Origin of the sequence: Halobacillus sp. H74 (assembly GCF_052246715.1) — a bacterium.
Lineage (GTDB): Bacteria > Bacillota > Bacilli > Bacillales > Halobacillaceae > Halobacillus > Halobacillus litoralis_A.
Genome location: NZ_JBQQCI010000005.1, coordinates 304,299 through 328,493 on the forward strand (window position 1 = coordinate 304,299; position 24,195 = coordinate 328,493).

Consider the following 24,195-nt stretch of genomic DNA (forward strand, 5'->3'; position numbering starts at 1 on the left):
TTTCTCGAAATCGTATCGAACTCAAGGATCTTTCTAAATGTTGAGAACTCTGACCAAATACTATTTTTCATACCCTTTTTTCAACTTAGAAATCCTTTCTACTATAAATCGGTTTCGAAAATCTCTTATGGCAAGCGACCTTTTATTCCACACAAACATTTTGAAACTGATTCTTCTGGATATGGGGGGGCTTTAGTGGGGTAGGGAAGGTTTGAATTAACAATAGTAAGTTATTTCTTAATAAATAATGAAATATATTAATGTAAATAATTCAAAAATTATTGACTTATCTTTTTCTTGATGTAAACTGAAAATGAAATATATGTTGCGAATGATTACAAAACTTTCAATGGGGATGATGTTATGATGATCTTCGCAAACAAGGTCAATAAAACGTATGAAAGCGGAGAGGTAACGGTTCAAGCACTGAAACAAGCGTCTCTTACAATTCATGGTCAGAAAATCGTGACTATTCTAGGACCTTCCGGATCAGGAAAATCAACGTTACTTAATGTCATTGGGGGAATCGATCGTTACGATTCAGGCTCTATTACTATAGGTGATCAAGTGTTAGAAAAATTAAAAGATCGCCAACTGACGGAATACAGGAGAAATCTTGTCGGTTTTATATTCCAACAGTATAATTTGATACCAACTCTGACGGTCGAAGAAAATGTTGAGGTGGGGGGGGAACTGAGTAAACAACCACTTGAAATGAAAGACATATTATTAAAGGTCGGGATGTGGGATAAAAAAGACAAATTCCCTTATCAACTAAGTGGGGGTGAACAGCAGCGGGTGGCCATTGCGCGTGCCCTGATCAAAAATCCGCAGATTCTTTTATGTGATGAGCCTACAGGGGCATTGGATGAAGAAACAGGTAAAAATATTCTGCGTCTATTGAAATATGTCAACGAAAATTACGGTACGACGGTTTTAATCATTACTCACAACCAGGGTATCGGAGAAATGGCCCACACTGTCATCCGGATGAGCAGTGGAGAGATAGTCGATACGTATCAAAATGAGCAGCCGATTGACCCGGAGAAGGTGACTTGGTCATGATTTTAAAAAAGACGATTCGCCGAACCTTGAAGGATAAGAAATTTCAATATGCCGGCGTTATTGTTTTACTCATGTTAGCGGTCATGCTATATGTTTCGTTATCTATGGCAATCACAACGCTGGAAGAGAGAAATGAGCAATTTTCTGAGGAATATAAACAGGAGTCCTTTCATTTTGTCACCGGTGAGGAAGTTCCAGAGAGCCACATTTCTTCATGGGAAGAACAATTTTCATTGACCCTCGAAAAAAGGAGGTACACCGATCTCTCTTTAGGTGAGGAGCGCATTTTAAGACTTTTTTCCATAACAGATGAAGTGAACCTTCCATATATTTCTGAAGGGGATATGCCTGATCAGGAAGGTGAGATAGCTATTTCTAAGGTGTTTGCCGATAAACATGGGTATGAGCTCGGTGATGAGATCGACCACGCCGGATATGAGGCAACCATAACGGGATATGTTTTTCTTCCTGACTATATTTATATGGTCCAACAACAGACCGACTTATTGGCGGATGCTGAGAAGTTTGCAGTCGGGATAGCTGCGGAAGCTACTATAGAACAGCTTGCAGGTGATGGTCAGACAGAAGTTTTGGGCCGGTCTGACGGAGGAGTAACGGAAGAGTTCCGATCGACAGTAAGCGAAGAAGCGACAATTCTTCAATTTGTAAATAGCGAAGAAAATGCGAGAATTCAATTTGTAGAGACCGAAATTGAAGGGGCCAAAGGGATGATCACGACCTTGCCTCTCTTCATTCTCGCTTTGTCCTTAGCTATGGTCCTGATGCTCATGAAGCGTCGCATTGATATGCAGCGTAAAGAAATTGGAACATTGATGGCGCTCGGTTATCGTAAAGGGGAGCTGCTCAAAAACTACTTGGGGTATGCGTGGTTTATTGGATTGACAGGAACATTGCTCGGTCTTGCAGCAGGTGCCGGTCTTTCTGTCCCTTTATCAGACGTATACGCCACCTATTTCAATCTCCCGGCTATTTCCCTGTTTGACTGGGATCCGATGGTACTCGTCATCGGCTTAGTCATTCCAATTACGCTGCTTGTTCTGTTGACAGCACTCGTTGTTTGGCGTTCACTGAACACGGACCCACTGACACTATTAAGACCGAAAGAAATGTCTAGTGGTAAAAAATCCTGGCTTGAAAAATTGCCCGGTACGAACCGAGGAGGATTTGTCCGGCGTTTCCGAATTCGCTTGTTAGTTCGGAGTAAAGCGCGTAGTTTATATGTTTTCTTAGGTGTCATGTTTTCGACTGTCTTACTGTTGTTCGGCTTGATTACGTTCAACAGTATGGATCAGCTTGTGGAGACAACATATCAGGATATACAAACCTATGATTATGCTGTCCATTATAAATCTCTTCAAACGGAAAGAACTGAAGCAGGTGCTAGCCTTTTTACAATGAATGAACTGACAGCTGCAGAACGGGATATTAAAGTCACGGCATTTGGTATGGAACCGGATACAGATTATATTCATCTGCTTGCTGATGGCGAACCGCTTAATTCGGAATTAACAGACGGTGCTGTCATCAGTGCTCCCTTATCAGTTGTATTGGATGTGAAGAAAGGGGATACCATTACTTTAGAGAATAGACTTAACGATGATACGCTCTCAGTGAATGTGGCAGGAGTTGCAGATGTGTTTATCGGGCATCATCTTTATTTGCCGAGAGAGCAGCTGAACGAATTTCTCGGATTTCCTGAAATGGCCTACACCGCTGTTTGGCAGGAAGAGGAACCAGGCTCTTCTGAGGAGATCTATATGGTTGAAGACAAACAAAAAGCAATCAGCAGCTTCGAGGCTACAACAGGCGCGACACGCGGGTCTGTTCTGGGAATGGCCGTATTTGCTGTCTTGATCGGAGTCATCATTCTTACATTGCTGACAAACTTGATTGTTGAAGAGAACTCGCCATCTATTTCTCTTTTCAAAGTGATGGGATATCATGATAAAGAAGTATCAAAGCTTGTTTTGAGCGTCTACACTCCGATTGTGTTAATTTCATATTTTGTATCCATACCGCTGGCAAGCCTCGGTTTAGAACAAACTATGAATACTCTCGTGCAGGAAACAGGCTTTCTTATGCCGACTGACATAGCCTGGTGGATGATTTTTGTAGGCTTTGTCGTCATTATGATGACCTATTGGTTTTCTTTGACATTGTCGAAACGTAAATTAAAGCAAATATCCTTGCAGGAAGCATTGAAAAAACAGCAGGATTAAAAAGGGCGGGAAGCATTAAACTCAAAAAAAGCGAAGGGCATCAGTAGGCCACTGAAAAACCTTTTCAATCCAGAGGAGCTGTCAACGTTTGTTGTTGCTTTCCACGCATCGCTTATCGGTAGATGCTTACCGCGGGCACGGCCTCAGCTAACTTGGTCAAGAAGATCACTTGACCAAGTGGATCTTCGGCTCGCGCTGTTCCCGCAGGCGTCACCACCGAACGCTCATCGTGGAAGGACCGAGGCCCATATGAAAAGAGTGATTTTCTTTGATTTATAAAAGAAATTATCCTGTGCGTACAATGCCGGTTGGCGATATTTACCGTCAATCTAAAGTGAATATTTAAGCCCTTGGAGGAGTACGAACCCGAATATTTCATCGCAATTAAGAAGCCGAGTTGAACGAGAAAATCGTCCTACTCGGCTTTTTCTTTGCTTGATAATCAGAATGTTGCAGTTCTTCAGTAGACTCAACGTCGGTCTTGTTTTTTTCGCGAGTAGAGACCACTTCTTTATCCAAATATACGTTTCATGACTGCTAGCCTAAAAGGGGAACCGGGATAGCGGAAGCTCTGATCGAATTTCGTGGTCTGCTTCGTAATACTTTTCTTATGTGTGAACGTATCAAAGCTTGCTCGGCCATGATAGCTGCCCATTCCACTTTCCCCGACACCGCCGAAGGGGAGATGTGGATTGATAATATGGTAAAGAGTATCATTGATACAACCGCCGCCAAAGGAAATCGAATCCATAATTAGCTGTTGATTCTCATCTTTCTCACCAAAGTAATAGAGAGCGAGCGGTTTCGGGCGTTCGTTGATTTGAGTAATGACCTCATCAAGATCAGCATAGGTCAAGACAGGGAGTACAGGACCGAATATTTCATCTTGCATAACAGCATCACTCCAGGTGACTTGGTCCAATATAGTCGGTTCAATTTTATCGACTTGATCATCTGTTGTACCACCTGAAACCACTGTCCCGGATTCGAGGTACGAAGTGAGTCGGTTGAAATGGCTATGATTGACGATTTTGGTGTACTCAGGATTTTCAAGTGGCCTGTCACCGTAAAACTCTCTGATATACTTCTTCAGAGCTTGGATCAAGTCTGCTTTTACTTCATGGTGTACATAAAGGTAATCAGGCGCAATACACGTTTGTCCTGCATTGGTGAATTTCCCCCAGACGATTCTTTTGGCAGCAAGGTCAATGGAGGCGTCCTTATGGATGATAGCAGGGCTCTTCCCACCGAGCTCCAGAGTAATTGGAATCAGTCGTTTACTTGCTTTTTCCATAATGACTTTTCCTACTGGGACGCTTCCTGTGAAAAAGATATAGTCAAGGGGCTGATCGAGAAGTTCCTGGGTAACATTTTTATCGCCTTCAACGACAGCGATGTAATGAGCGGGGAAATACTGCTCGATCATTTTTCTCAGGACCCATGAAACCGTCGGTGTGAGTTCAGACGGTTTAATAATAACGGTGTTTCCCGCGGCTACAGCCCCGATTACGGGGGCTAATGCCAGTTGTATCGGATAGTTCCAAGGAGCAATGACGAGCACTGTGCCGTAGGGTTCTTTACGAATGAAATTTTTAGACCCTGTGTGGGTGAGAGGTGCCTTTACTTTTGTCGGCTGCATCCAGGATTTCAATTGCTTAAGGTGATGATCGATCTCGCTTTTTAGAAATGCGATTTCAGATGCATAAGCTTCATATTCAGATTTGTTCAAATCGAACTTCAACGCGTTGATGATAGGCTTTTCGAATGTAGTCAGCATTTTCTTCATCTTTACCAGTTGTTCTTTTCGGAAGTTATAGCTTTTCGTATGGCCTTCTTTGAACCATGATTTTTGCAGTTTGACAGTTGCGTTCATCATGAAACCTCCTTAGCGTTTTCGTTCGATTGGATGTTGATAAAAATCGTGGGCGATGGTCGTGCTTGGGAAAATGGCAGCAGCTTCGTTGCGGAGTTCAGCCACGGCATCTCCTTGATAACGGGAAGAGAGGTGGTTGAGAATCAATTCGCCTGCATCTGCCTCTTTTGCTAACATGGCTGCCTGCTTAACAGTCGAATGGAAATATTCATAGGCCATCTCTTCCTCATTACCAGCGAATGTCGCTTCATGGACAAGGACATCGGTGTTTTTCAAAAGGCCGGCGAGCTCAGGTATGTATCGTGTATCACCGAGAATCGCAATTTTTCTACCTTTCTTCGGTGGTCCGATAACATCTTCTCTCCTAATGATGCGACCATCTTCCAGCTCTGTTCGTGATTGGCTTTTGATCTGCTGATAGATGGGGCCTGGTTTTATTCCGAGTGCCTTTAATTTATCAGGTTGCAGCTCACCCAATTTGTCTTTTTCTTTCAAGATATACCCGAAGCTGGCAAGGCCATGCTTCAGCTTGACAGCTTCTACGATGAACTGTTCATCTTCAAAAAGCAGCCCTTCTTCCACTTCTTCAACATAGAGGGGATAGCGCAAATGTGTGCCGCTAATACGCAGGCTTATATCGAGGTATTCTTTTAATCCGCGTGGGCCGTAAATGGTAACAGGGGTTTCGCCACCTTGGAAGGAGCGGCTGCTCAGCAACCCCGGAAGACCGTAAATGTGATCCCCATGCAAGTGGGTGATGAAAATGACTTCAATTCTGCGCGGTCGTATATTCGTATTTAAAATTTGTTGTTGGGTTCCTTCGCCGCAGTCGAACACCCATGTGGTACCGCGTTCTTCTAAAATGCGGAGGACAAGAGAGGATACGTTACGCTCTTTTGACGGCACCCCTGAACCTGTACCTAGAAAAAAAAGTTCCATAGAAAACACACTCCTATTATTCCCATCATACCACCAGTTGGCATGGAAAACACTTCAAAAGGAATGAAAAAAACTGCTGGTTACGATCCAGCAGTTTTGAGGTATTGGAAACTGAAAGAGTTATCGTGAGGGAGGAGGTAACTGAGAGTTGAATTTTTTAATTACATTTGTAAAATACCGCCAGCAAGTAAACTGAATATGAAACTGATAGTTGTTAAAGCGGCGCCAGGTATAGCAAAAGCCGGGTCGTTTCTAAATTCATTAATTGCTGCAATACTTCCTACAATGCAAAGTGCCCACCATAAAGGAACAAATATTTGATCGGCAACATTGACAGGTAATAAAGAGTAAGCACCTGTCAGAAAGAGCAGCCAATTGAATGTCATCAATCCCAAAATGCCGTAAGAAACTTTATGGGGAGTCAGACCCTTGCCCCCCCCTGTTACCAACGAGAAATTTTGAGTTATGCATCAATTCGGCTTCTTTCAATGTACAAGGAAAAAGAGTGATTTTCTTTGTTTTTAAATCAAAGAAAATCACTCTTTTTAGGTGGCCTCGTTGCTTCCACGATGAGCGTTCGGTGGTGACGCCCGCGGCAAGCCCCCACCGACAAACGATTCGTGAGAAGCAACAACAAACTTAAACAGCTCCTCTAGATTGAGAAGGGTTTTTCAGGGACCACGCTACAGCTGCTCCCTTTTTTTATAATGATTACTTTATTAACTATTTTCTTGCAAAATAAGTAAGTAAATGATTAAACTCTATTGCCAAGCTCTCGTGTACTGCCTCGGCCCTTCAAGTTCGTGACCGAGTTCGTCAGCCGCTTGTTTCGGCCAGTATGGGTTTTTCAGCAGTGCTCGCGCGAGGAAGATGAGATCAGCACGATCATTTTGCAGAATTTCCTCTGCCTGGTTGCCGCTTGTAATCAAACCAACAGCCCCTGTATTTATTTTCGCACCTTCTTTGACTTGTTCTGCGAATTTCACCTGGTAACCTGGATACGGTTCAATGGCAGCAGGAACAATGCCTCCTGAGCTGACATCAATCAGATCCACGCCTTGATCCTTCATTTCGGAAGAGAAGTAAACGAAATCTTCCATAGTATTTCCGCCTTTGTGGTATTCGGCTCCAGAGATGCGTACGAACAAGGGCCCATCCCACTCTTTCTGAACAGCTGTGATCGTGTCCGCTAAGAATCGATAACGATTTTTCCGAGAACCTCCATATTCATCTGTGCGTTTGTTCGTCAACGGGGATAGAAATTGATTGATTAAATAACCATGGGCTCCATGAAGTTCAACAATATCAAAACCTGCTTTTTTTGAACGAGCAGCTCCTTTTTGAAAGGATTTAATGGTACGTTGGATATCTTCTTTTGTCATTTCTGACGGTACTTTCATGGCATCACTGAAAGCCTCCGCACTAGGCGCGAATATTTCATCACGCAAATTGGCCTTTCTACCTGCATGAGCAAGCTGGATTCCTGCTTTAGCACCATGCCGGTGGATGCCTTCATTTATACTTTTCAACCCTTCGATATGAGAATCATCCCAAATGCCAAGGTCTTCATGTGAAATCCGGCCTTCTGGCAGAATTGAGGTAGCCTCTGTAAAAACCAGGCCGACTTGCCCGGCAGCACGGCTCTCATAGTGGGCGAAATGAAAGGGTTGAGCATGTCCATCTTGACCATAAGCCGAGTACATACACATAGGAGACATGACGATGCGGTTTTTCAACGTTACATTTTTTACAGTATAGGGTTCAAATAGTTTGAGTTTCACTTGTTGTCCTCCTCGGATAGTTGGTAAAATTGTTTTAATTATTGTATGGAATAATGGTTTCCTAGCAGGTTCAAGCATAAGCACCCTCCATAATGGATGGACGGAAAGGAGAGCGAGAACCATTGCTTCTGTATTGCGTAACCCGAGTGGTAAAGCTATATAAGCGAAATAACAAAAGGAGATAATTTGCGCTCATTCATCCTTTGCCCTAACCATGGTCTTTAGCCCTTTCTGCGCTTTTTCCAAAGATCACGGTACTCGATGGCCTGATGCGGAACATCTGTAAAAATGCCATTCACCCCGAGTTGATAGCACTTTTTCATCATCGAAGGGCGGTTGACAGTATAGATTCTCAGTTCTAACTCTTGCTTGTGACATCGTTTCATGAGTTTTTTATCAAGTAACCGATGCTTCACATGCAATGCATTGCAATCCAGTGATTTGGCATATTGAGGCAGGTTGCGCATGTTTGTAGAGGTAAGGAACGCGGTCTGGACAGACGGATTGATTGATTTCATACGGACAAGTGAGTCGGAATTGAAACTGGAGATGACTGACCGTTCCAGGACATGATACCGCTTCAAAGATTCATAGACGATGCGTTCGATATTCTTATATTCAATAACATTCGTTTTCAGTTCAATATTCAAAAACATCGGCTGCTCATGGAACCAGCGAAGGAACTCGTCCAGTGTTACAATATAAGTGTCAGAAAATTTAGGAGAAAACCAGCTTCCTGCATCAAGCAGACGAAGCTGAGCATATGTATAATCTTGTACGAACCCTGTTCCATTCGTGGTGCGGCGGAGATTCTCATCGTGGATGAGTACGGGAATCTGATCTTTCGTCAACTGGACATCGGTCTCGATTCCTTCCGCTCCAGCTGCTCGTGCCAGTTCAAACGCAGGCATTGTATTTTCAGGGGCCAGTTTACTAGCTCCTCTGTGAGCATATATCAATGTTTTAACCAAAAGACATTCACCTCTTCCAGATAGGCTTTAAGTTTGATTGTGTTTGATAATTCAGGAAAAGTCAATAAGGAGTGTTTTATATGAGTCTATGGCAAACGAAAGATCAGTTGACAGATTTATTGTGTTCCCTCGTAGAATACCCCAGTATTACAAACAGCAATGAGGAAATCGCAATCATCGAATACTTATATTATATTTTAGAAGATCGCGATTATTATAAAAAACGCCCCGAACAATTGAATTTGCATCCATTGGATGATGGGCGTCAGCTGCTGACAGCTTTGGTGAAAAAAGACGAAGCAAAAGAGACGCTTGTCCTGCTTGCTCATGTAGATGTCGTCGGTGTCGATGACTATGGGTCTTATCAGAATTTAGCATTTTACCCTCGTGATCTTACACAGGAGCTGCAGAAAAATATCCAGGACTTACCAAAAGAAGCAGCAAGAGATCTCAAAACGGGGAACTGGTTGTTCGGACGCGGAACGATGGACATGAAAGCGGGGTTGACCGTTCATCTTTCGCTGTTGGAAAAAGCGATGGCGGGGGAGTTCGATGGTAATCTGTTGTTGGTTGCCGTGCCGGATGAAGAAGTCAATTCAGAGGGGATGTTAGCAGCTTTACCTGCCCTTGCAGAAATTAAAGAAAAGCAGAACCTCACCTTCAAGGGCGCACTGAATGGCGAACCGATGTTCAGTAAATATCCAGGCGATTCTGCTTATTATCTTTACACAGGATCGATCGGCAAAACGCTTCCGGGCTTTTTATGTTACGGAAAGGAAACCCACGCAGGAGAACCATTCGGAGGATTGAACGCGAATTTGATGGTCAGTTACCTGGCTCAAGAGATGGAATTGAACGAGGCTTTCATTGAAAAAGTGGGGGGAGAGCGGACACCGCCGCCTCTCAGTTTGATGCTGCGCGATTTGAAACATGAATATTCCGTCCAGACGCCCCAGGCAGCAGTGGCGATGTACAACGTCCTGTATATGAAACAGACGATTCAAGAACTGAATGAAAAGTTGCTGTTAGCAGCACAGCGGGCCAAGGCGAAAATCATCAACCATTATCACCATCAAGCATCGTTTTATTTAGAGGGAACTCAAACATCAGCCTTTCACCCAGACATAACTATCTTATCGTATGAACAACTATACAAGGAGGCAGTCGATCGGTACGGGAAAAAGGAAGTCGAACGAAGGCAGAACCGGTTAGTGAATTTAAGAGACCAGGGGGACCGTGATTTCTCCACGACCCTCGTCCAGAGTCTTGCTTCATTATGTAAAGATATCAGTCCGATGATCGTTCTGTTCTATAGTCCTCCATTTTATCCATCGGTTTCTTCACACAACGATCCGTTCATCAAGCATGGCGCTAAAGTGGCAATGGATTATGCAAAAGAAAATTTTGATGAAGAACTTGAGGTCGTCGAGTATTTCACGGGGCTTTCGGATTTAAGCTTCATCGGCCCGTCTTCAACGGCATCGTCGCTTTCTGATTTGACTAAACAAATGCCGATCCACGGGAATGGTTTCGAGTGGCCGGCAGAAGTGATGGAATCGATTACGATGCCGATTATCAATATCGGCCCGTTAGGCAGAGACCCCCACCAATGGACTGAACGCTTGGAACTTTCTTATAGTTTTGAGAAACTCCCACAGATATTGACGAGGACGATTCACGAGCTGTTCAAGACAGAGCGCTCTTCTACAGTTTAAAGGCTATTAATGCGGGAAGACTCAGTTTCGATATTTTTGTATGAGGCAATGGTGGATGGAAAAACGGATCGCTTTCCGCGGGGATGGCGGTAAGCCTGCCCATCCATTCCCGCAGGAGTCCCACCGTTTTCCCATCCACCATACTTAAGAACGAGCTCGAAACTACCTTCATGGTTAGGAGCATTTTTTGCTGAAAATGCTATAGTCACGAGACAGAATGATACATGCTCATCAATGCTGCTTATACCTAATGTTTTCGAGAACATTTTATCGCAAGGGTCGGCGGGGAATGGTGAGACTCCTGCGGGAAGAGAGTGCTTGGTGAGATCCCGGAAGGCGAAAGCCTGAGGAAGCTCACGGCGCTCCCGCGGAAAGCTAGCTATTCCCCGGCGATCCGATCCACTCATCAAACATCTCGAAATCAAATCTTTAGGATGAGGGGGCTTTAGTTGAAATGTGGTGAGCGTAACGGGAATACAAAAAAGAGTCGGGACTTCGATGTCCCGACTCTTTTTATGAATGATTAACCATTATAGTAAAACTCTGCTCCTGGGCCGATCGGTTGTCCTGTCAGCATCCAAATTAACAGCATGATGATCCAAACAACGGAAAATGCGATGGAATAAGGAAGCATCGTGGAGATCAATGTTCCGATTCCGACTTTTCTGTCATACTTCTGAGCAAAAGCGATAACGATTGCGAAGTATGGCATCAACGGTGAAATGATGTTCGTCGTTGAATCTGCAATCCGGTAAGCGAGTGTAGTCAGCTCCGGAGAGTAGCCAAGCTGCATCATCAATGGAACAAATACAGGCGCCATGATCGCCCATTTGGCTGAAGAACTCCCGATGAACAAATTGATAAATCCAGCGACGAAAATAAAGGCAATGATCAAACCGATTCCTGTGAACCCTACAGAATCAAGAAATTCAGCTCCGCTGACAGCAATGACTTTTCCTAAATTCGTATGGTTGAAGTAGGCTACGAATTGTCCAGCTGTGAAGGCAAGTACAATGTAAATGCCCATTGAAGCCATCGTATCAGACATTTGATTGGCAACATCTTTATCACTCTTGATTTCATCCGTAATTTTTCCGTACACATACCCTGGAATCAGGAACATGATTAAAATGACCGGGACGAGACTATGGAAAAATGGAGAAGCTAAGAAATCATCCGGATTGCGCAACGGCCCCCAAGTCGGCACTACTAAAAGAGACAGCACGCCGACCGTAACGATGAAGGCGATCAGAGCACCGATCATCCCTTTTTTCTCTAGTGGAGTAACGTTCTGAGCTTCCTCTTTAATCCCACCTGTGTATGTGCCAAGGCGCGGCTCGACAATTTTATCAGTGACGAGTGTACCGATGATTGTCAGTACGAAGACAGAAACAATCATGAAATAATAGTTCATTGTGTACAAGATCGCATCTGCATAGGCAGGGTCGATGGTTGCGGCTGCCTGTATCGTTAAGTCACCAAGTAATGGATCAAGCGATGTCAAAAGCAGATTGGCACTGAAACCTGCAGACACACCGGCGAATGCGGCGGCTAAACCAGCTAGCGGGTGACGTCCGAGTCCGGCGAATAATACAGCACCAAGCGGAGTCAATACGACATAACCTGCGTCAGCGGCCATACTGGACATGATTCCGCCGAATACCAGTGCAGCTGTCATTAATGAACGAGGGACGGAAGTGACTAATCCACGAAGCATCGCACTGATTAACCCGGAACGTTCGGCTACTCCTATACCGAGCATCGTGACCAGGACAGTCCCAAGAGGTGCGAAGCCTACGAAATTCTCTACCATACTTTCAAAGATGTATTTAATGCCGTCACTTGATAATAGGTTGACGACTTGCAGGGTTTCGCCTGTAGCCGGGTCTTCAACTTCTACATTCAATGTAGCGAAAACCCAAGAAGCGACGATTACCATAAGAGCAAATATTGCGAACAATGTGACAGGGTGAGGCAATTTGTTCCCGATTCGTTCAATCCAGTCGAGAATGCGCATTGTCAGCCCCTTCTTTTCTTGATGTTCCATGATTTTCCTCCTTATTGACTCTAACACTACCTAAAAATTACAATAACGCGTTAAAGTATAATGAAAAATAATTTTATTTTGAAGTCTTTTGGAAAAAGTTCCACTAGAAAAATAATTAAGAATAATAAGAGGAATAGCAATTTTTTATGAATTAGGGAAAATAGTTGGGAACCATGCTACAATAGTAATAAATGAATGATCATTCAGTATGGAGGAAGTGTATGAAAACATTGAAGGATACTATTGCTCAAATAACTTTGCCGACCCCATTTGCTGTCGGTGATGTCCATGTATATGTATTGAAGGGAGACCGGTTAACCTTGGTCGATGCCGGTGTGAAAACAGAGGAAGCTTGGGAAGCACTCTGTGCTCAACTGAAAATGATCGGGTACCGGCCGGAAGATATTGAACAAGTGATTCTCACTCATCACCACCCTGATCACATGGGGTTCCTAGAAGAGCTCCCGAATGTTGATACAATCGCCGCGCATCCGAAATTACGGCCATGGCTAGAGCGGGAGGAAGATTTCTTTGTACGTTATGAACAGTTTTATTTGGAAATGTACAAACAATCTGGTGTTCCTGACCGCTTTTACAAGCTTTTAAAAGGATTGCGAAAGCCTTTAAAATGGACGGCTAAAGGCACCATTACACATGAATTAGGGGAAGGAAGCAAACTTCCTGGACACGAGGAATGGTGGACGACCGAAACCCCTGGCCATGCTCAGAGTCACTTGTCTTTTTTTCGTGAGGAGGATGGAGCGTTGATCGGTGGCGATCACTTACTTGGACATATTTCTTCAAATCCTTTGCTTGAACCGCCATTCCTAGAAGGTGGAGATCGTCCGCGTCCACTACTGCAGTACCGTGATTCAATGGAAAAGTTATTAAAAATGGAAATCGGAGACGTTTACCCTGGACATGGAAAAATATTCGACCATGCCCATGCCCTTGTACATGACAGATTGAAAAAGCAAGAGCAACGAGCAAATAAAGTATATGGGATGTTTAGTGAGGGGACATTGCGTGCATATGATGTATGCGAGCGGTTGTTTCCTAAACATGTGGAAACACAGTTCGGGTTGACGATGTCTGAGACGATTGGACAGCTTGATTACTTAGAACACATAGGAAAACTGGAGACATTTACGGAACAAAACCAAACATTTTATAAGGTGAAATAGGTGATGAAATGAATGAACAAGTCAAAGGGAAAAAAGTATTAATTACAGGGGCCTCCGGCGGAATCGGCGAATATTTGGCTATCCATGTAGCAAGAGTGGGAGGTATTCCGATTCTTGTTGCACGGTCGGCAGGCAAGCTTGATATTATCGCAGAAAAGATTGAAGCAGCATTCGGTGTGGAGTGCCCGTGGTACAAAGCGGATCTTTCTATGGATGCGGAGTGGAAAGATGTGATCGACCGGATCTGCTATGAACACGGATCTATTGACGGGCTCATTAATAATGCTGGGATAGCAGTGTTCGATCTTGTTGCTGAATCCAACTGGCAGGATATTGATCGGATGCTTTCTGTTAATGTGAAGTCACTATTTCGTACAACCCATCAGTTACTTCCTCACTTTTTACAAAAAGGGGAAGGTCATATTGTTAACATCGCTTCGCAAGCAGGTAAGATTGCAACACCTAAGTCCGCCGTCTATTCAGCGACCAAGCACGCTGTTATCGGGTTCACAAATGCTCTGAGAATGGAAGTCGAACCTAAGGGCGTTCATGTCACCTCGGTAAATCTAGGCCCTGTCCGGACGAACTTCTTCCAGCAGGCAGACCCGACCGGAAGTTATGAAAAGTCAGTGGACAAAATCATGCTCGACCCGAACCGAGTTGCTCGCACGGTCGTTGGTCATTTATTCACAAAGCAACGGGAAATCAACCTTCCTTCCTGGATGGATTCGGGAAGCAAAGTCTATTCTATTGCTCCAGTATCAATGGAGAAACTTATGCAAAAACAATTCAACAAAAAATAAGTATAAACACCCCCTCTTTCATTAAAAAGGAAGAGGGGTTTTTATTTGGAAAAAAATGTTATACCTGAGGTGGAAATATATGGTTCACTTGAGGTGGGGGGAATTGGAAGTGTAGGACGTTTATCGTGTTTTTCTATATGATTTTGGTATGGACGCTATATGATAAACGCTTGGCCCTCTTGAAAAGCCTTTTATATAAAGGTTTGACAGATAGTTACAAACTTTTATTTTAGCGCGTAAAAGTGATATTGCTTTAAATAAGGTTCTTGATAGAAAATTTTGATAATTCTAAACTTAAACTGATACAGTTTTTTACATATTGAGATAGAGGAGGAATGTTTGATGATAGATCCACGACCACAGCTTGACGGAATATCGATGTATTCGCCGGGGAAACCGATTGAAGAAGTGAAACGGGAGAAAGGCTTGACGAAAATATATAAAATGGCTTCCAATGAAAATCCGTTTGGCTGCTCACCATTAGCAGAAGAAGCGATCAAAAATGAAATGAAAGAAATGACGCGCTACCCTGAGACTACATCTCCCGCACTGGCAGCAAAATTAGCTCAACGTCTTGGACTGAAAGCCGATCAGCTTATCTTCGGAAACGGTTCTGACGAAATTATTCGTTTGCTGACCCGTTCCTATATAAATCATGGAGATGAGGTGGTCATGGCACGTGTCACTTTCCCACGTTATCAAACAAATGTATTGATCGAAGGGGGTGTGCCTGTTCAGGTTGATATGAACAATGGCAGTCATGACCTTGATGGTATGCTTGGTGCACTCACAGACAAAACGAAAATGGTCTTCGTTTGTAACCCTAATAATCCGACGGGGACCATCGTCGAACGACAAGCTCTATTGAATTTCATTGAGCAAGTGCCTTCCCACATCCTTCTCGTTATAGACGAAGCCTATTTCGAATATGCAGATAGCGATGAGTATTTAGATACACGCCCATTGCTGCCTCATTATAATAATATCGTCATTTTAAGGACTTTCTCTAAGATTTATGGTCTGGCAGCGCTCAGAATCGGTTACGGTATGATGCATCGGGAAATCGTCCATCAATTACAAAAAGTAAAGGACCCTTTCAATGTAAATCGTTTAGCCTCTGCAGCAGCTGCTGCATCTTTGGATGATGAAGCGTTTTTGGAGGAGACGATCGCCAAAAACCGCGAAGGGAGAAACTTTCTTCTCCGAAATTTTGAGGAGATGGACCTCTATTATTTCCAAACCCAAACGAACTTCATCATGGTAGATGTCAATCGACCGGCAAAAGAGGTTTATGAATCACTGCTGGAGGAAGGAATCATTGTCCGTCCTGGTCACCTGATGGGGTATCCGGAAATGATCCGAGTCACTATCGGCCAACAAGAGGAGAATGCAGCATTCATACAGAAATTACAAGCCATTTTAAATAGGCCTGCTTCAAACCTGCAGAATCATTGAGGAGGATGGATATGAATATGGAAAAACAGTTTCCAATTGTACAATATGTTGATGAAGATGGACAGTTGGTGAAGGACGATGCACGATTAGATAAGGAACAGCTTTACCAATTTTACCGGGCAATGCTTCGGGCACGGATGATGGATAAAAAGTGTTTGAATTTGCAAAGGCAAGGTAGGATTGGGACATATGTTCAATATGAAGGCCAGGAAGCCGCCCAGGTCGGCAGTGCTCTAGCTGTAGAAGATGAAGACTGGATGTTTCCGACCTACCGTGATCATGCGGCAACAATGACGTTCGGTCACTCTTTAAAGAACCTTTTCCTTTATTGGAAAGGGCGTCTGGAAGGAAGCATCCCCCCAGAAGGGAAAAATATTTTTCCACCGGCTGTGCCGATTGCATCTCAGCTCCTCCATGCAACAGGAACCGCGTGGGCGGAGAAGAAAAAGAAGAGTGATCGGGTCTCTATCGCCTATTTCGGAGATGGCGCGACATCTGAAGGAGATTTTCACGAAGGGCTCAATTTTGCAAGCGTTTTCAATATTCCTGTCGTCTTCTTTAACCAAAACAATGGGTATGCCATCAGTGTCCCAATGGAGAAACAGATGAAGTCTAAAACGATCGCGCAAAAAGGCCTCGCCTATGACATTCCAAGTATAAGGGTGGATGGAAATGATATTCTGGCGGTTTATTTTGAAACAGAGAAAGCAGTCGAACGTGCACGAAGGGGAGGTGGGTCGACATTGATCGAGGCAGTGACGTGGAGGTATGGAGCGCATACGACCGCTGATGATCCATCCAAATATAGAAACCAACAGGAAAGCGACCAGCGCAGACAGACTACGGATCCGATTCTCCGTATTGAAAAACTTTTAAACAACCAGGGATGGTGGAACGAAGCTGCGGTTAAGGAGATGCAAGAAGAAATTACGGATGAAATGAATGACGCTCTTCAAGCATCTGAAAGTGTGGAAGAGCCTGACTTGAATCAGCTGTTCGACAATGTATTTGCTGAACCGACGTGGACGATTGAAGAACAGCGAATGAAGCATAACCGAATCAGTAAGGAGGTTGGCCAATGACGACAGTGGCTGCGCAAGTGAAAAAGTTGACGATGATCCAAGCGATTACTGATGCCATGAAAACAATGATGAAGGAAGATGACTCTGTTCTTATTCTTGGGGAGGATGTAGGAATTAACGGTGGGGTGTTCCGGGCGACAGAAGGGCTCATTGAAGAATTTGGCGACGAGCGGGTTGTAGACACACCATTAGCTGAGTCCGGCATTGTAGGAACGTCAGTTGGTCTTGCGGTTAACGGTTTTAAACCGATATGCGAGATGCAATTCTTTGGTTTCATTTACCCGGCATTCAATCAACTCATCACGCATGCGACAAGGATGAGACAGCGTTCTCTTGGCCGTTATACTGTTCCGATGGTGATTCGTGCTCCTTATGGCGCTGGTGTCAAAGCACCGGAGATTCATTCGGATAGTGTTGAAGCACTTTTCACCCATATCCCTGGCCTTAAGGTCGTAACTCCTTCTAATCCCTACGATGCTAAAGGTCTACTTATAGCAAGTATTGAAGATCCGGACCCTGTGCTTTTCATCGAACCGATGCGTTGTTACCGAACAGGACGTACACAAGTTCCAGACGAAAAGTATGCTGTCGAATTAGGAAAGGCAGCAACGGTCAAAGTAGGTACAGATGTAACAATTTTCACTTGGGGAGCTATGGTGCAGGATACTGTTAAGGCAGTGGAGAAGTGGGAAGCTGGCAAAGATGCATCCTGTGAAATTATCGACTTGCGGACACTTTATCCATTAGACAAAGAGACGATCAGAAAGTCAGTTGAAAAGACCGGAAGAGCCGTTGTAGTCCACGAAGCTCCAGAAACGGGCGGGGTCAGTGGAGACGTCATTTCACTAATTAACGATTGCGCTTTCTTCTATCTGAAAGCACCTGTTCAAAAAGTGACAGGCTTCGATACACCTGTCCCTGTCTATTCTTTAGAGCTCGATTATCTGCCAAGTGCTCAGAAAATCACCCATGCGGTTGAACAAGTCCTGCAATACTAGATGAAGGAGGAAATAGGGATGGAAGTGAAATTACACGATATAGGCGAGGGAATGCATGAAGCAGAGATTCTTCATTATTTTGTAGAGCCTGGGCAAAACGTGAAAAACGACGAACCGCTTGTTGAAATTCAAACAGACAAAATGACAGCTGAACTCACGGCTCCTGCTGACGGGGTCGTCGAGGAATTGAGGTTTCATATTGGCGAAGTGGTGGAAGTTGGTACGACGATTCTTTCATTACGGACAGATGATTATGAAGAAACCCAGACAATGATCGTCCAGCGTGAACAAAAACAGCCTATGAAAGCAGGGGCGTCTTCTACAAGTACAAAACCTTATAATAACGAAAATCCGCACAAGCGCGTGCAAGCCTCCCCTCATACGCGCCGGGTTGCAAGAGAACAAGGGGTCAACATTGAAGAGGTGACAGGCACGGGCCCTTCCGGAAGAATCACCGATGAAGATATCTATCATTTTTTGAAAGCGCCTTCAAAATCTGTCTCGGAAAAGTCAACAGAGGAGGCTCAGCCAAAAGAACAGGAAGAACGCAAATTCGTCCCATTCCGTGGACGCAGAAAGCAGATAGCTAAGAAAATGGTGAAGTCACTCCATACTGCACCACATGTGACACATTTTGATGAAGTCATGATGAGCGATCTACTAGACTTGAAGCAACAATTAAAGCAGGAGGGAACATCGATTTCTGTAGCTGCTTTTTTCATTAAAGCGATCCAAATGTCACTTGAGGAGCATGGAATCTTCAATAGCAAGTTGAATGAAGAACAAGAGCGTATAGAGCTCGAGCCTCATTTCAACATCGGATTAGCAACAGATACTGAAGAAGGGCTCATTGTTCCAGTCATCAAGAATGTGGAAGACAAGTCAATTGAACTTATTCATAAAGAAATGAAAGAGCTGACCGCAAAAGCCAAAGAAAATCAGTTGTCTGCGAAAGAGTTATCTGGCGGGACGTTCACCATGAGTAATGTAGGACCGTTAGGAAGTACGGGCGCAACGCCGATCTTGAATTACCCAGAGACGGGGCTGATCGCCTTTCATAAAACAAAACGGATGCCAGTAGTCGTAAATGAAGAAATAGTTATCCGTGATGTGATGAATATTTCCTTTACATTCGACCATCGTGTTGCAGATGGGGCAAAAGCTGCCGCCTTCGTCAATCGTTTCATTGATTATATACACCATCCATCAAAGATGCTCGTGAAACTCGTATAATTTTTCGTTTGAAAAAATGTGAGGAGGCGTAATGTGGAAAAAAGAACACCATCGTTCGCTATGTCGATAACGATTTTCGCTGCTATCATAGCAATTCTCGGGGTCAGTATCCTGGTATTCGGGGCTGCTCCACATATCCCGATTGTTTTAGTAGCAATCATTGTAGCTGTTTATGGGTTCAAGCTCGGCTACACTTGGAAGGAATTAGAGAAAGCCATCACTAAAGGAGTGTCCCACGGGGTTCCTGCCATATTGATTTTAAGCTTAATCGGGATTCTTGTAGGGGTGTGGGTCTTGAATGGAACAGTTCAGACGATTACCTTTTATGGGCTTCAAGTTCTTTCGCCCTCCATTTTCCTCGTCTCAGCCGTTATTATTACGGCGGTCGTCGCTACCATGACAGGAAGTTCGTGGAGTGCGATCAGTACTATAGGCATCGCACTTATGGGGGTTTCCTATGGGATGGAAATCTCAGCGTCCATGACTGCAGGAGCAATCGTATGCGGAGCCATTTTCGGTGATAAAATGTCTCCATTATCTGACACCACGAACTTGACAGCAGCTACAGCCAAGGTAGATATTTTCCAGCACATTAAACATATGTTATGGACAACTGTTCCAAGCTTGCTGATCACGTTGCTCATCTTCGGGGTGATCAGTTTTATGACATCATCTGGTGCAGCCAGCACAGATAATGTCCAAATGATGATATCTACGCTTGAAAATGAGTACAATCTTACGCCGATTTCGCTGATTTCACCTTTATTGATCATCATTCTTGCTTTCCGGAGAGTGAGCTCGATACCTGCGCTTGTCATCGGGTTGGTGGCGGCTGTTGCGACAACGTTCTATACGGTTCCAGGAGTGACCTTCGGCGAGATCATGAGTACCGCTCATTTCGGCTATACCGCAGAGACGGGTGTGGAAGCAATCGACAGCTTGCTCTCCCTGGGAGGGCTTGATAGTATGCTGTTCGGTGTATCACTTATTTTGATCGCATTATCATTCGGTGGAATCATTCGGGAAATCGGTATCGCCTATGCCCTTATCGACGGCATGCGTAACTTTCTGAAAAACCGTGGCAACGTGGTGTTATCGACGGTGCTTTCTTGTTTAGGAATTAATGTAGCTGTAGGGGAGCAATATTTGTCCATCATTTTGCCTGGTCAAATGTTAGAGGACAGTTACAAAGAAGCCAATCTTCATCCGAAGAATTTATCACGGACATTAGAGGATGCAGGCACAATCATCCACCCGCTCATCCCGTGGGGAGTAACAGGAGTATTCATTATGTCGACATTGAATATCGGTATGGGGTACATCCCGTTCGCTTTCATTTGTTTCATTACCCCGGTTATTGCCATTATTTATGGCTACACCGGCTTTGCTATGACACCATTGAATGAAGACACGATCAAACTGGAGAAAGCCAGATGGGAAAAAGACGCATAAACGGAGAGGATCAAAGATGAACACACACGTACAAGTCGCAAAGGATTCGATCCCCTCAAAGGATGGAGATCGCACATTCTATTACACATTGCCAGAATCAGAGGGAGAACCTGTCCCACTCGTGTTTTGTTTTCACGGTGCTGGAAGCAGTGCAAAGTATCACATGAGTATGACGAATTTTCATGAACTCGCAGCAAAAGCAAAGGCTTGTTTCGTCTTCCCTGAAGCGATGCAGGTCGATCCGGATGATCCGATGTCAAAACAATTCAATGAAGGGAGAAGAAAAAACAAATCGTTTCAAAATGAAATTGATGATGCCGGGTTTGTATTACGTTTGATCGATTATTTCCGTTCGCTCTCCCACATTGATGAAACACGGATTTTCCTGTCAGGATTTTCGAATGGATCTGCCTTTGCTATGAAACTCGCTATCGAAAATCCGGAACTTTTTGCTGCTGTTGGAGGTGTGTCCGGGCCTGTAGTGAAAGAGGTAGCTGCTAAGGTTGAATGGTCGAAACCAATGCCTCTTATCTTTTTCATGGGTGAAGACGACCGGGTCGTACCTTATGACGGGGTGGATGCTCCTCATTATATGATTGACCAGCTCTTGTCAGCGAAGGGGACGGCACAGGCATTTGCCTGCTCTCTTCCTGCTCCGATGGAAGAAAAGATCAAAAAGGATGGAAAAGTGACCCAACACATTTATCAGTCAGGAGATGAAGGCGCAGAAGTCATTTTTTATTCTATTGAAGGGAGCGGACACACATGGCCGGGCAGCTCACTGAAACAGGAAAGCCAGCTGTTCGGGAATGTCTCCCAGGAACTTGATGCTGCTGGATTGATATGGAGTTTTTTTGAGAAAATGACAAAGGAAGAACACTGAACATAATCAATTGTTCAACAATCTGAAATATCATGCAATATTTTGGAGGCCTGAAAAGTAGTTCAGTCTGTGAGTCAAGTGGCGGTTTGGTCTCTAAGACTGAACTGCTTTTCATTCATTGGCCGTCTTAAACAAACAATGGAGTCTTTCGAATTCCATAATCAAGTGTACTTTTGGTTGAAGATCTCTAGGTTTAATAAATTTATTAAACCTAGAGAGAATTTTCTTTTATATACTTTTTTCATATTCATTTCAAATCTTATCTATATTTTATAGATAGATCATTGAGTGGTAGGTTGGAATTATCGAATACTTCACAAAAAGGAGAGGCGATAATGAATTCATATGTACGTGCGCGAGTAAATGGACTTCCCTATGACCAGCACTTGTCAGCTTCCTTCGTTGAAGAAGGAATACAGGTGGATGAACAATCCGTGGATTCTTGGTCTCCTCCAGTCCAAGGGACCGTCTACGGGACACTTTTGAATGATCGAGAGGCACTCAAAGCCATGGAGAATGAGTTGGATAACCCTCCATATAAAAAGCCGCCCGAAGCCCCGGTGTTGTACATAAAGCCAATCAACACCTTTTCATCACACAAGGCGGATATCGTCCTTCCAGACGGGGAAGACCAGCTTCAAATCGGAGCGAGTGTAGGCCTTGTCATCGGAAAAGAAGCCACCAATATCCCACTTGAAAATGCCTATGATTATATAGAAGGTTACACGATTGTAAATGATGTCAGTATCCCGCATAAAAGTGTCTTTCGTCCAGCAATCAAGGAAAAGTCACGGGACGGTTTTTGTCCGATAGGGCCATGGGTCGTACCAAAAGGAAACATCGCTGATCCGGATCAACTAGAGTTGAACCTTTATATCAATCAGGAATTCAAACAGCGTTTTTCAACAAGAAACTTAGTCAGATCGATCCCCGAACTTCTATCAGACGTGACAGAGTTCATGACGCTGCAAGAAGGAGATTTGCTGATGGTCGGGTGTGGAGCGCGCCTGCCAACAGTTAAAGAAGGTGAAACAATCCGCGTGGAGTGCGCTGAACTTGGGGTGCTGGAAAACACAGTAAGGAGGGTCCGTCTATGAAAACAGCACGAATAGCGTTTGAAGGAGATATTCATTCTGCTGCTTCCACTTCCGAGGGGTTGTTGCTTGCGAACGGAAAAGTGGTTGAGGAAGAGGAAGTGGTATGGCTGCCGCCTGTCAAGCCAGTTACATGTTTTGCACTTGGCCTCAATTATATCGACCACGCCAGTGAATTGGAATTCCAGGCACCAGAGGAACCGCTCGTTTTTTTAAAAGGGCCGAACACGTTCATCGGTCATAACGGACGTACAAAAAGACCTTGTGACGTTACAAACATGCACTATGAATGTGAACTGGCAGTTGTAATCGGCCACCAAGCCAAAAAGGTCCACCAACAAGCGGCTTATGACTATGTGGCTGGCTACACGATTGCAAATGACTATGCCTTCAGAGATTACTTGGAAAACTATTATCGCCCGAATTTACGCGTTAAAAACCGTGATCACTCAACACCGATCGGACCTTGGTTAGTGGATGCGGCAGATGTCGAAGATCCAATGAATATGAATTTGCGGACGTTTGTCAATGGGGAGCTCGTCCAGGAAGGTTCTACGAAGGATATGATTTTCGGTGTGCCATTCTTGATTGAATATTTGAGCAGCTTTATGACCTTGAATCCCGGAGATGTTATTTTGACGGGGACCCCTAAAGGAATGATTGATACAAAAGTTGGGGATGAAGTCGTAACAGAAATCGAAGGTCTGGGCCGCTTGAAGAACACTGTTGAATAAGGAGGATTCATGATGCCGCACATCGTCGTAGAATACACCGGCAATTTGTCTTCACACATAGATATCAAAGGTTTGTTAGAACAAATTAATGCCGCTGTCATGGCGGAAAAAGACGTCTTCCCGATTGGAGGTATTCGGAGTCGTGCCTACGAACTGAAGGATTATCACGTTGCGGATGGAAAGGAAAACGATGCTTTCGTACATCTCAATTTAAAAATCGGGAAAGGACGATCAGACGAGGAAAAAAAGAGAGTATGTGAGCGGCTTTTTCAAGTTTTGCAGGAATACTTTTCCGAATATGCAAGTGACCACTACCTGGCTTTATCACTTGAACTGAATGAGTTTCAGCATAAGACCTATAAAGCGAATAATATTCACAAACGATTCTCATGAGTATGCTAACGGCATGCTCTTTTTTTATTGGCGCGATTCAAACCACATACTTCGACATAATGGCAGGATTGTTGAAGACACGATTTCGAGTCATTTTGTGAGAGAATCGGGTCGCCGGGGAATGCTTTCGCTTTCCGCGGGAGCGCGTTGAGCCTCCTCGGACGCTGTCCTGTGGGGTCTCAACATGCCCTCTCTTCCCGCAGGAGTCTTCGCATTCCCCGCCGCCCCTTGCTATATGTTTTTCTCGAAATTC

Annotated in this window: 20 protein-coding genes; 14 read left to right on the forward strand and 6 right to left on the reverse strand. The window is 44.2% G+C overall.

All coding sequences use genetic code 11. The annotated features are described in order from the left end of the window. The first annotated feature begins 363 nt into the window (after positions 1-363). Together ACTWPX_RS13855 and ACTWPX_RS13860 are read left to right on the forward strand one after the other, a co-directional pair. Positions 364-1,065 carry an ABC transporter ATP-binding protein gene (locus ACTWPX_RS13855; protein ID WP_443120255.1) on the forward strand — a complete coding sequence of 234 codons (702 nt, stop codon included), beginning with the start codon at positions 364-366 and terminating at the stop codon, positions 1,063-1,065. Continuing rightward, positions 1,062-3,305 (forward strand): FtsX-like permease family protein, encoded by a 2,244-nt coding sequence (locus ACTWPX_RS13860; protein ID WP_443120256.1) that lies wholly within the window; start codon positions 1,062-1,064, stop codon positions 3,303-3,305. Before ACTWPX_RS13855 ends, ACTWPX_RS13860 begins: the two co-directional genes overlap by 4 nt. A 511-nt stretch (positions 3,306-3,816) precedes the next feature. On the opposite strand, the gene ACTWPX_RS13865 is transcribed toward ACTWPX_RS13860, so the two are convergent. The 5 genes from ACTWPX_RS13865 to ACTWPX_RS13885 form a co-directional block, all read right to left on the reverse strand. Beyond that, positions 3,817-5,178 (reverse strand): aldehyde dehydrogenase, encoded by a 1,362-nt coding sequence (locus ACTWPX_RS13865; protein ID WP_443120257.1) that lies wholly within the window; start codon positions 5,176-5,178, stop codon positions 3,817-3,819. Between the two features lie 12 nt (positions 5,179-5,190). Beyond that, positions 5,191-6,117: a ribonuclease Z gene (gene rnz / locus ACTWPX_RS13870; RefSeq protein WP_443120258.1), complete on the reverse strand. Its 927-nt coding sequence runs from the start codon at positions 6,115-6,117 to the stop codon at positions 5,191-5,193. A gap of 161 nt (positions 6,118-6,278) precedes the next feature. After that, positions 6,279-6,503: a hypothetical protein gene (locus ACTWPX_RS13875; protein ID WP_443120259.1), complete on the reverse strand. Its 225-nt coding sequence runs from the start codon at positions 6,501-6,503 to the stop codon at positions 6,279-6,281. 375 nt (positions 6,504-6,878) lie between these two features. After that, positions 6,879-7,898: an NADPH dehydrogenase NamA gene (gene namA / locus ACTWPX_RS13880; RefSeq protein ID WP_443120260.1), complete on the reverse strand. Its 1,020-nt coding sequence runs from the start codon at positions 7,896-7,898 to the stop codon at positions 6,879-6,881. A 221-nt stretch (positions 7,899-8,119) separates the two neighbouring features. Beyond that, positions 8,120-8,869, reverse strand: coding sequence for a glycerophosphodiester phosphodiesterase (locus tag ACTWPX_RS13885; protein ID WP_281975684.1), 750 nt, complete (start codon positions 8,867-8,869; stop codon positions 8,120-8,122). Positions 8,870-8,949: 80 nt separating this feature from the next. Between ACTWPX_RS13885 and ACTWPX_RS13890 the strand changes: the two genes are divergently transcribed. Beyond that, a complete protein-coding gene (locus tag ACTWPX_RS13890; RefSeq protein WP_281975685.1) occupies positions 8,950-10,584 on the forward strand; it encodes a M20/M25/M40 family metallo-hydrolase in 1,635 nt (544 codons plus the stop codon). 523 nt (positions 10,585-11,107) lie between these two features. Here ACTWPX_RS13890 and ACTWPX_RS13895 read toward each other — a convergent pair. After that, on the reverse strand, positions 11,108-12,631 hold the full coding sequence (locus tag ACTWPX_RS13895) for an AbgT family transporter (RefSeq protein WP_443120261.1): 1,524 nt from the start codon (positions 12,629-12,631) through the stop codon (positions 11,108-11,110). Positions 12,632-12,852: 221 nt separating this feature from the next. Here ACTWPX_RS13895 and ACTWPX_RS13900 point away from each other — a divergent pair, with 221 nt between their 5' ends. The 11 genes from ACTWPX_RS13900 (at position 12,853) to ACTWPX_RS13950 (ending at position 23,942) form a co-directional block, all read left to right on the forward strand. Then, positions 12,853-13,815: an MBL fold metallo-hydrolase gene (locus ACTWPX_RS13900; protein ID WP_443120262.1), complete on the forward strand. Its 963-nt coding sequence runs from the start codon at positions 12,853-12,855 to the stop codon at positions 13,813-13,815. 8 nt (positions 13,816-13,823) lie between these two features. Continuing rightward, positions 13,824-14,618: an SDR family NAD(P)-dependent oxidoreductase gene (locus ACTWPX_RS13905; RefSeq protein ID WP_443120263.1), complete on the forward strand. Its 795-nt coding sequence runs from the start codon at positions 13,824-13,826 to the stop codon at positions 14,616-14,618. A gap of 342 nt (positions 14,619-14,960) precedes the next feature. Further along, positions 14,961-16,073: a histidinol-phosphate transaminase gene (hisC, locus tag ACTWPX_RS13910; RefSeq protein WP_443120264.1), complete on the forward strand. Its 1,113-nt coding sequence runs from the start codon at positions 14,961-14,963 to the stop codon at positions 16,071-16,073. 17 nt (positions 16,074-16,090) lie between these two features. Continuing rightward, on the forward strand, positions 16,091-17,155 hold the full coding sequence (pdhA, locus tag ACTWPX_RS13915) for a pyruvate dehydrogenase (acetyl-transferring) E1 component subunit alpha (protein WP_443120283.1): 1,065 nt from the start codon (positions 16,091-16,093) through the stop codon (positions 17,153-17,155). Then, positions 17,152-18,153, forward strand: a complete 1,002-nt coding sequence (locus ACTWPX_RS13920; RefSeq protein WP_443120265.1) for an alpha-ketoacid dehydrogenase subunit beta — start codon at positions 17,152-17,154, stop codon at positions 18,151-18,153. Before pdhA ends, ACTWPX_RS13920 begins: the two co-directional genes overlap by 4 nt. A gap of 18 nt (positions 18,154-18,171) precedes the next feature. Beyond that, positions 18,172-19,386: a dihydrolipoamide acetyltransferase family protein gene (locus tag ACTWPX_RS13925; RefSeq protein WP_443120266.1), complete on the forward strand. Its 1,215-nt coding sequence runs from the start codon at positions 18,172-18,174 to the stop codon at positions 19,384-19,386. 33 nt (positions 19,387-19,419) lie between these two features. After that, positions 19,420-20,838: a Na+/H+ antiporter NhaC gene (gene nhaC, locus ACTWPX_RS13930; protein WP_443120267.1), complete on the forward strand. Its 1,419-nt coding sequence runs from the start codon at positions 19,420-19,422 to the stop codon at positions 20,836-20,838. Positions 20,839-20,854: 16 nt separating this feature from the next. Further along, positions 20,855-21,721 (forward strand): alpha/beta hydrolase family esterase, encoded by an 867-nt coding sequence (locus ACTWPX_RS13935; RefSeq protein WP_443120268.1) that lies wholly within the window; start codon positions 20,855-20,857, stop codon positions 21,719-21,721. A gap of 335 nt (positions 21,722-22,056) precedes the next feature. Further along, the gene (locus tag ACTWPX_RS13940) at positions 22,057-22,818 is read left to right on the forward strand and encodes a fumarylacetoacetate hydrolase family protein (RefSeq protein WP_443120269.1); all 762 of its coding nucleotides are present in this window, start codon (positions 22,057-22,059) and stop codon (positions 22,816-22,818) included. Next, a complete protein-coding gene (locus ACTWPX_RS13945; protein ID WP_443120270.1) occupies positions 22,815-23,549 on the forward strand; it encodes a fumarylacetoacetate hydrolase family protein in 735 nt (244 codons plus the stop codon). The genes ACTWPX_RS13940 and ACTWPX_RS13945 overlap by 4 nt, the downstream gene beginning before the upstream one ends. A gap of 12 nt (positions 23,550-23,561) precedes the next feature. Continuing rightward, entirely contained in the window at positions 23,562-23,942 is a 381-nt protein-coding gene (locus ACTWPX_RS13950; protein ID WP_443120271.1) for a 5-carboxymethyl-2-hydroxymuconate Delta-isomerase, read from the forward strand. Positions 23,943-24,195: the final 253 nt, after the last annotated feature.

Excerpts from the sequence above, each read along its gene's own strand:
- ACTWPX_RS13855 (WP_443120255.1), top strand. The coding sequence starts at position 364 with ATGATGATCTTCGCAAACAAGGTCAATAAAACGTATGAAAGCGGAGAG.
- ACTWPX_RS13860 (WP_443120256.1), top strand. The coding sequence starts at position 1,062 with ATGATTTTAAAAAAGACGATTCGCCGAACCTTGAAGGATAAGAAATTT.
- ACTWPX_RS13865 (WP_443120257.1), bottom strand. The coding sequence starts at position 5,178 with ATGAACGCAACTGTCAAACTGCAAAAATCATGGTTCAAAGAAGGCCAT.
- rnz (WP_443120258.1), bottom strand. The coding sequence starts at position 6,117 with ATGGAACTTTTTTTTCTAGGTACAGGTTCAGGGGTGCCGTCAAAAGAG.
- ACTWPX_RS13875 (WP_443120259.1), bottom strand. The coding sequence starts at position 6,503 with ATGACATTCAATTGGCTGCTCTTTCTGACAGGTGCTTACTCTTTATTA.
- ACTWPX_RS13890 (WP_281975685.1), top strand. The coding sequence starts at position 8,950 with ATGAGTCTATGGCAAACGAAAGATCAGTTGACAGATTTATTGTGTTCC.
- ACTWPX_RS13895 (WP_443120261.1), bottom strand. The coding sequence starts at position 12,631 with ATGGAACATCAAGAAAAGAAGGGGCTGACAATGCGCATTCTCGACTGG.
- ACTWPX_RS13900 (WP_443120262.1), top strand. The coding sequence starts at position 12,853 with ATGAAAACATTGAAGGATACTATTGCTCAAATAACTTTGCCGACCCCA.
- ACTWPX_RS13905 (WP_443120263.1), top strand. The coding sequence starts at position 13,824 with ATGAATGAACAAGTCAAAGGGAAAAAAGTATTAATTACAGGGGCCTCC.
- hisC (WP_443120264.1), top strand. The coding sequence starts at position 14,961 with ATGATAGATCCACGACCACAGCTTGACGGAATATCGATGTATTCGCCG.
- pdhA (WP_443120283.1), top strand. The coding sequence starts at position 16,091 with ATGGAAAAACAGTTTCCAATTGTACAATATGTTGATGAAGATGGACAG.
- ACTWPX_RS13920 (WP_443120265.1), top strand. The coding sequence starts at position 17,152 with ATGACGACAGTGGCTGCGCAAGTGAAAAAGTTGACGATGATCCAAGCG.
- ACTWPX_RS13925 (WP_443120266.1), top strand. The coding sequence starts at position 18,172 with ATGGAAGTGAAATTACACGATATAGGCGAGGGAATGCATGAAGCAGAG.
- ACTWPX_RS13935 (WP_443120268.1), top strand. The coding sequence starts at position 20,855 with ATGAACACACACGTACAAGTCGCAAAGGATTCGATCCCCTCAAAGGAT.
- ACTWPX_RS13940 (WP_443120269.1), top strand. The coding sequence starts at position 22,057 with ATGAATTCATATGTACGTGCGCGAGTAAATGGACTTCCCTATGACCAG.
- ACTWPX_RS13945 (WP_443120270.1), top strand. The coding sequence starts at position 22,815 with ATGAAAACAGCACGAATAGCGTTTGAAGGAGATATTCATTCTGCTGCT.
- ACTWPX_RS13950 (WP_443120271.1), top strand. The coding sequence starts at position 23,562 with ATGCCGCACATCGTCGTAGAATACACCGGCAATTTGTCTTCACACATA.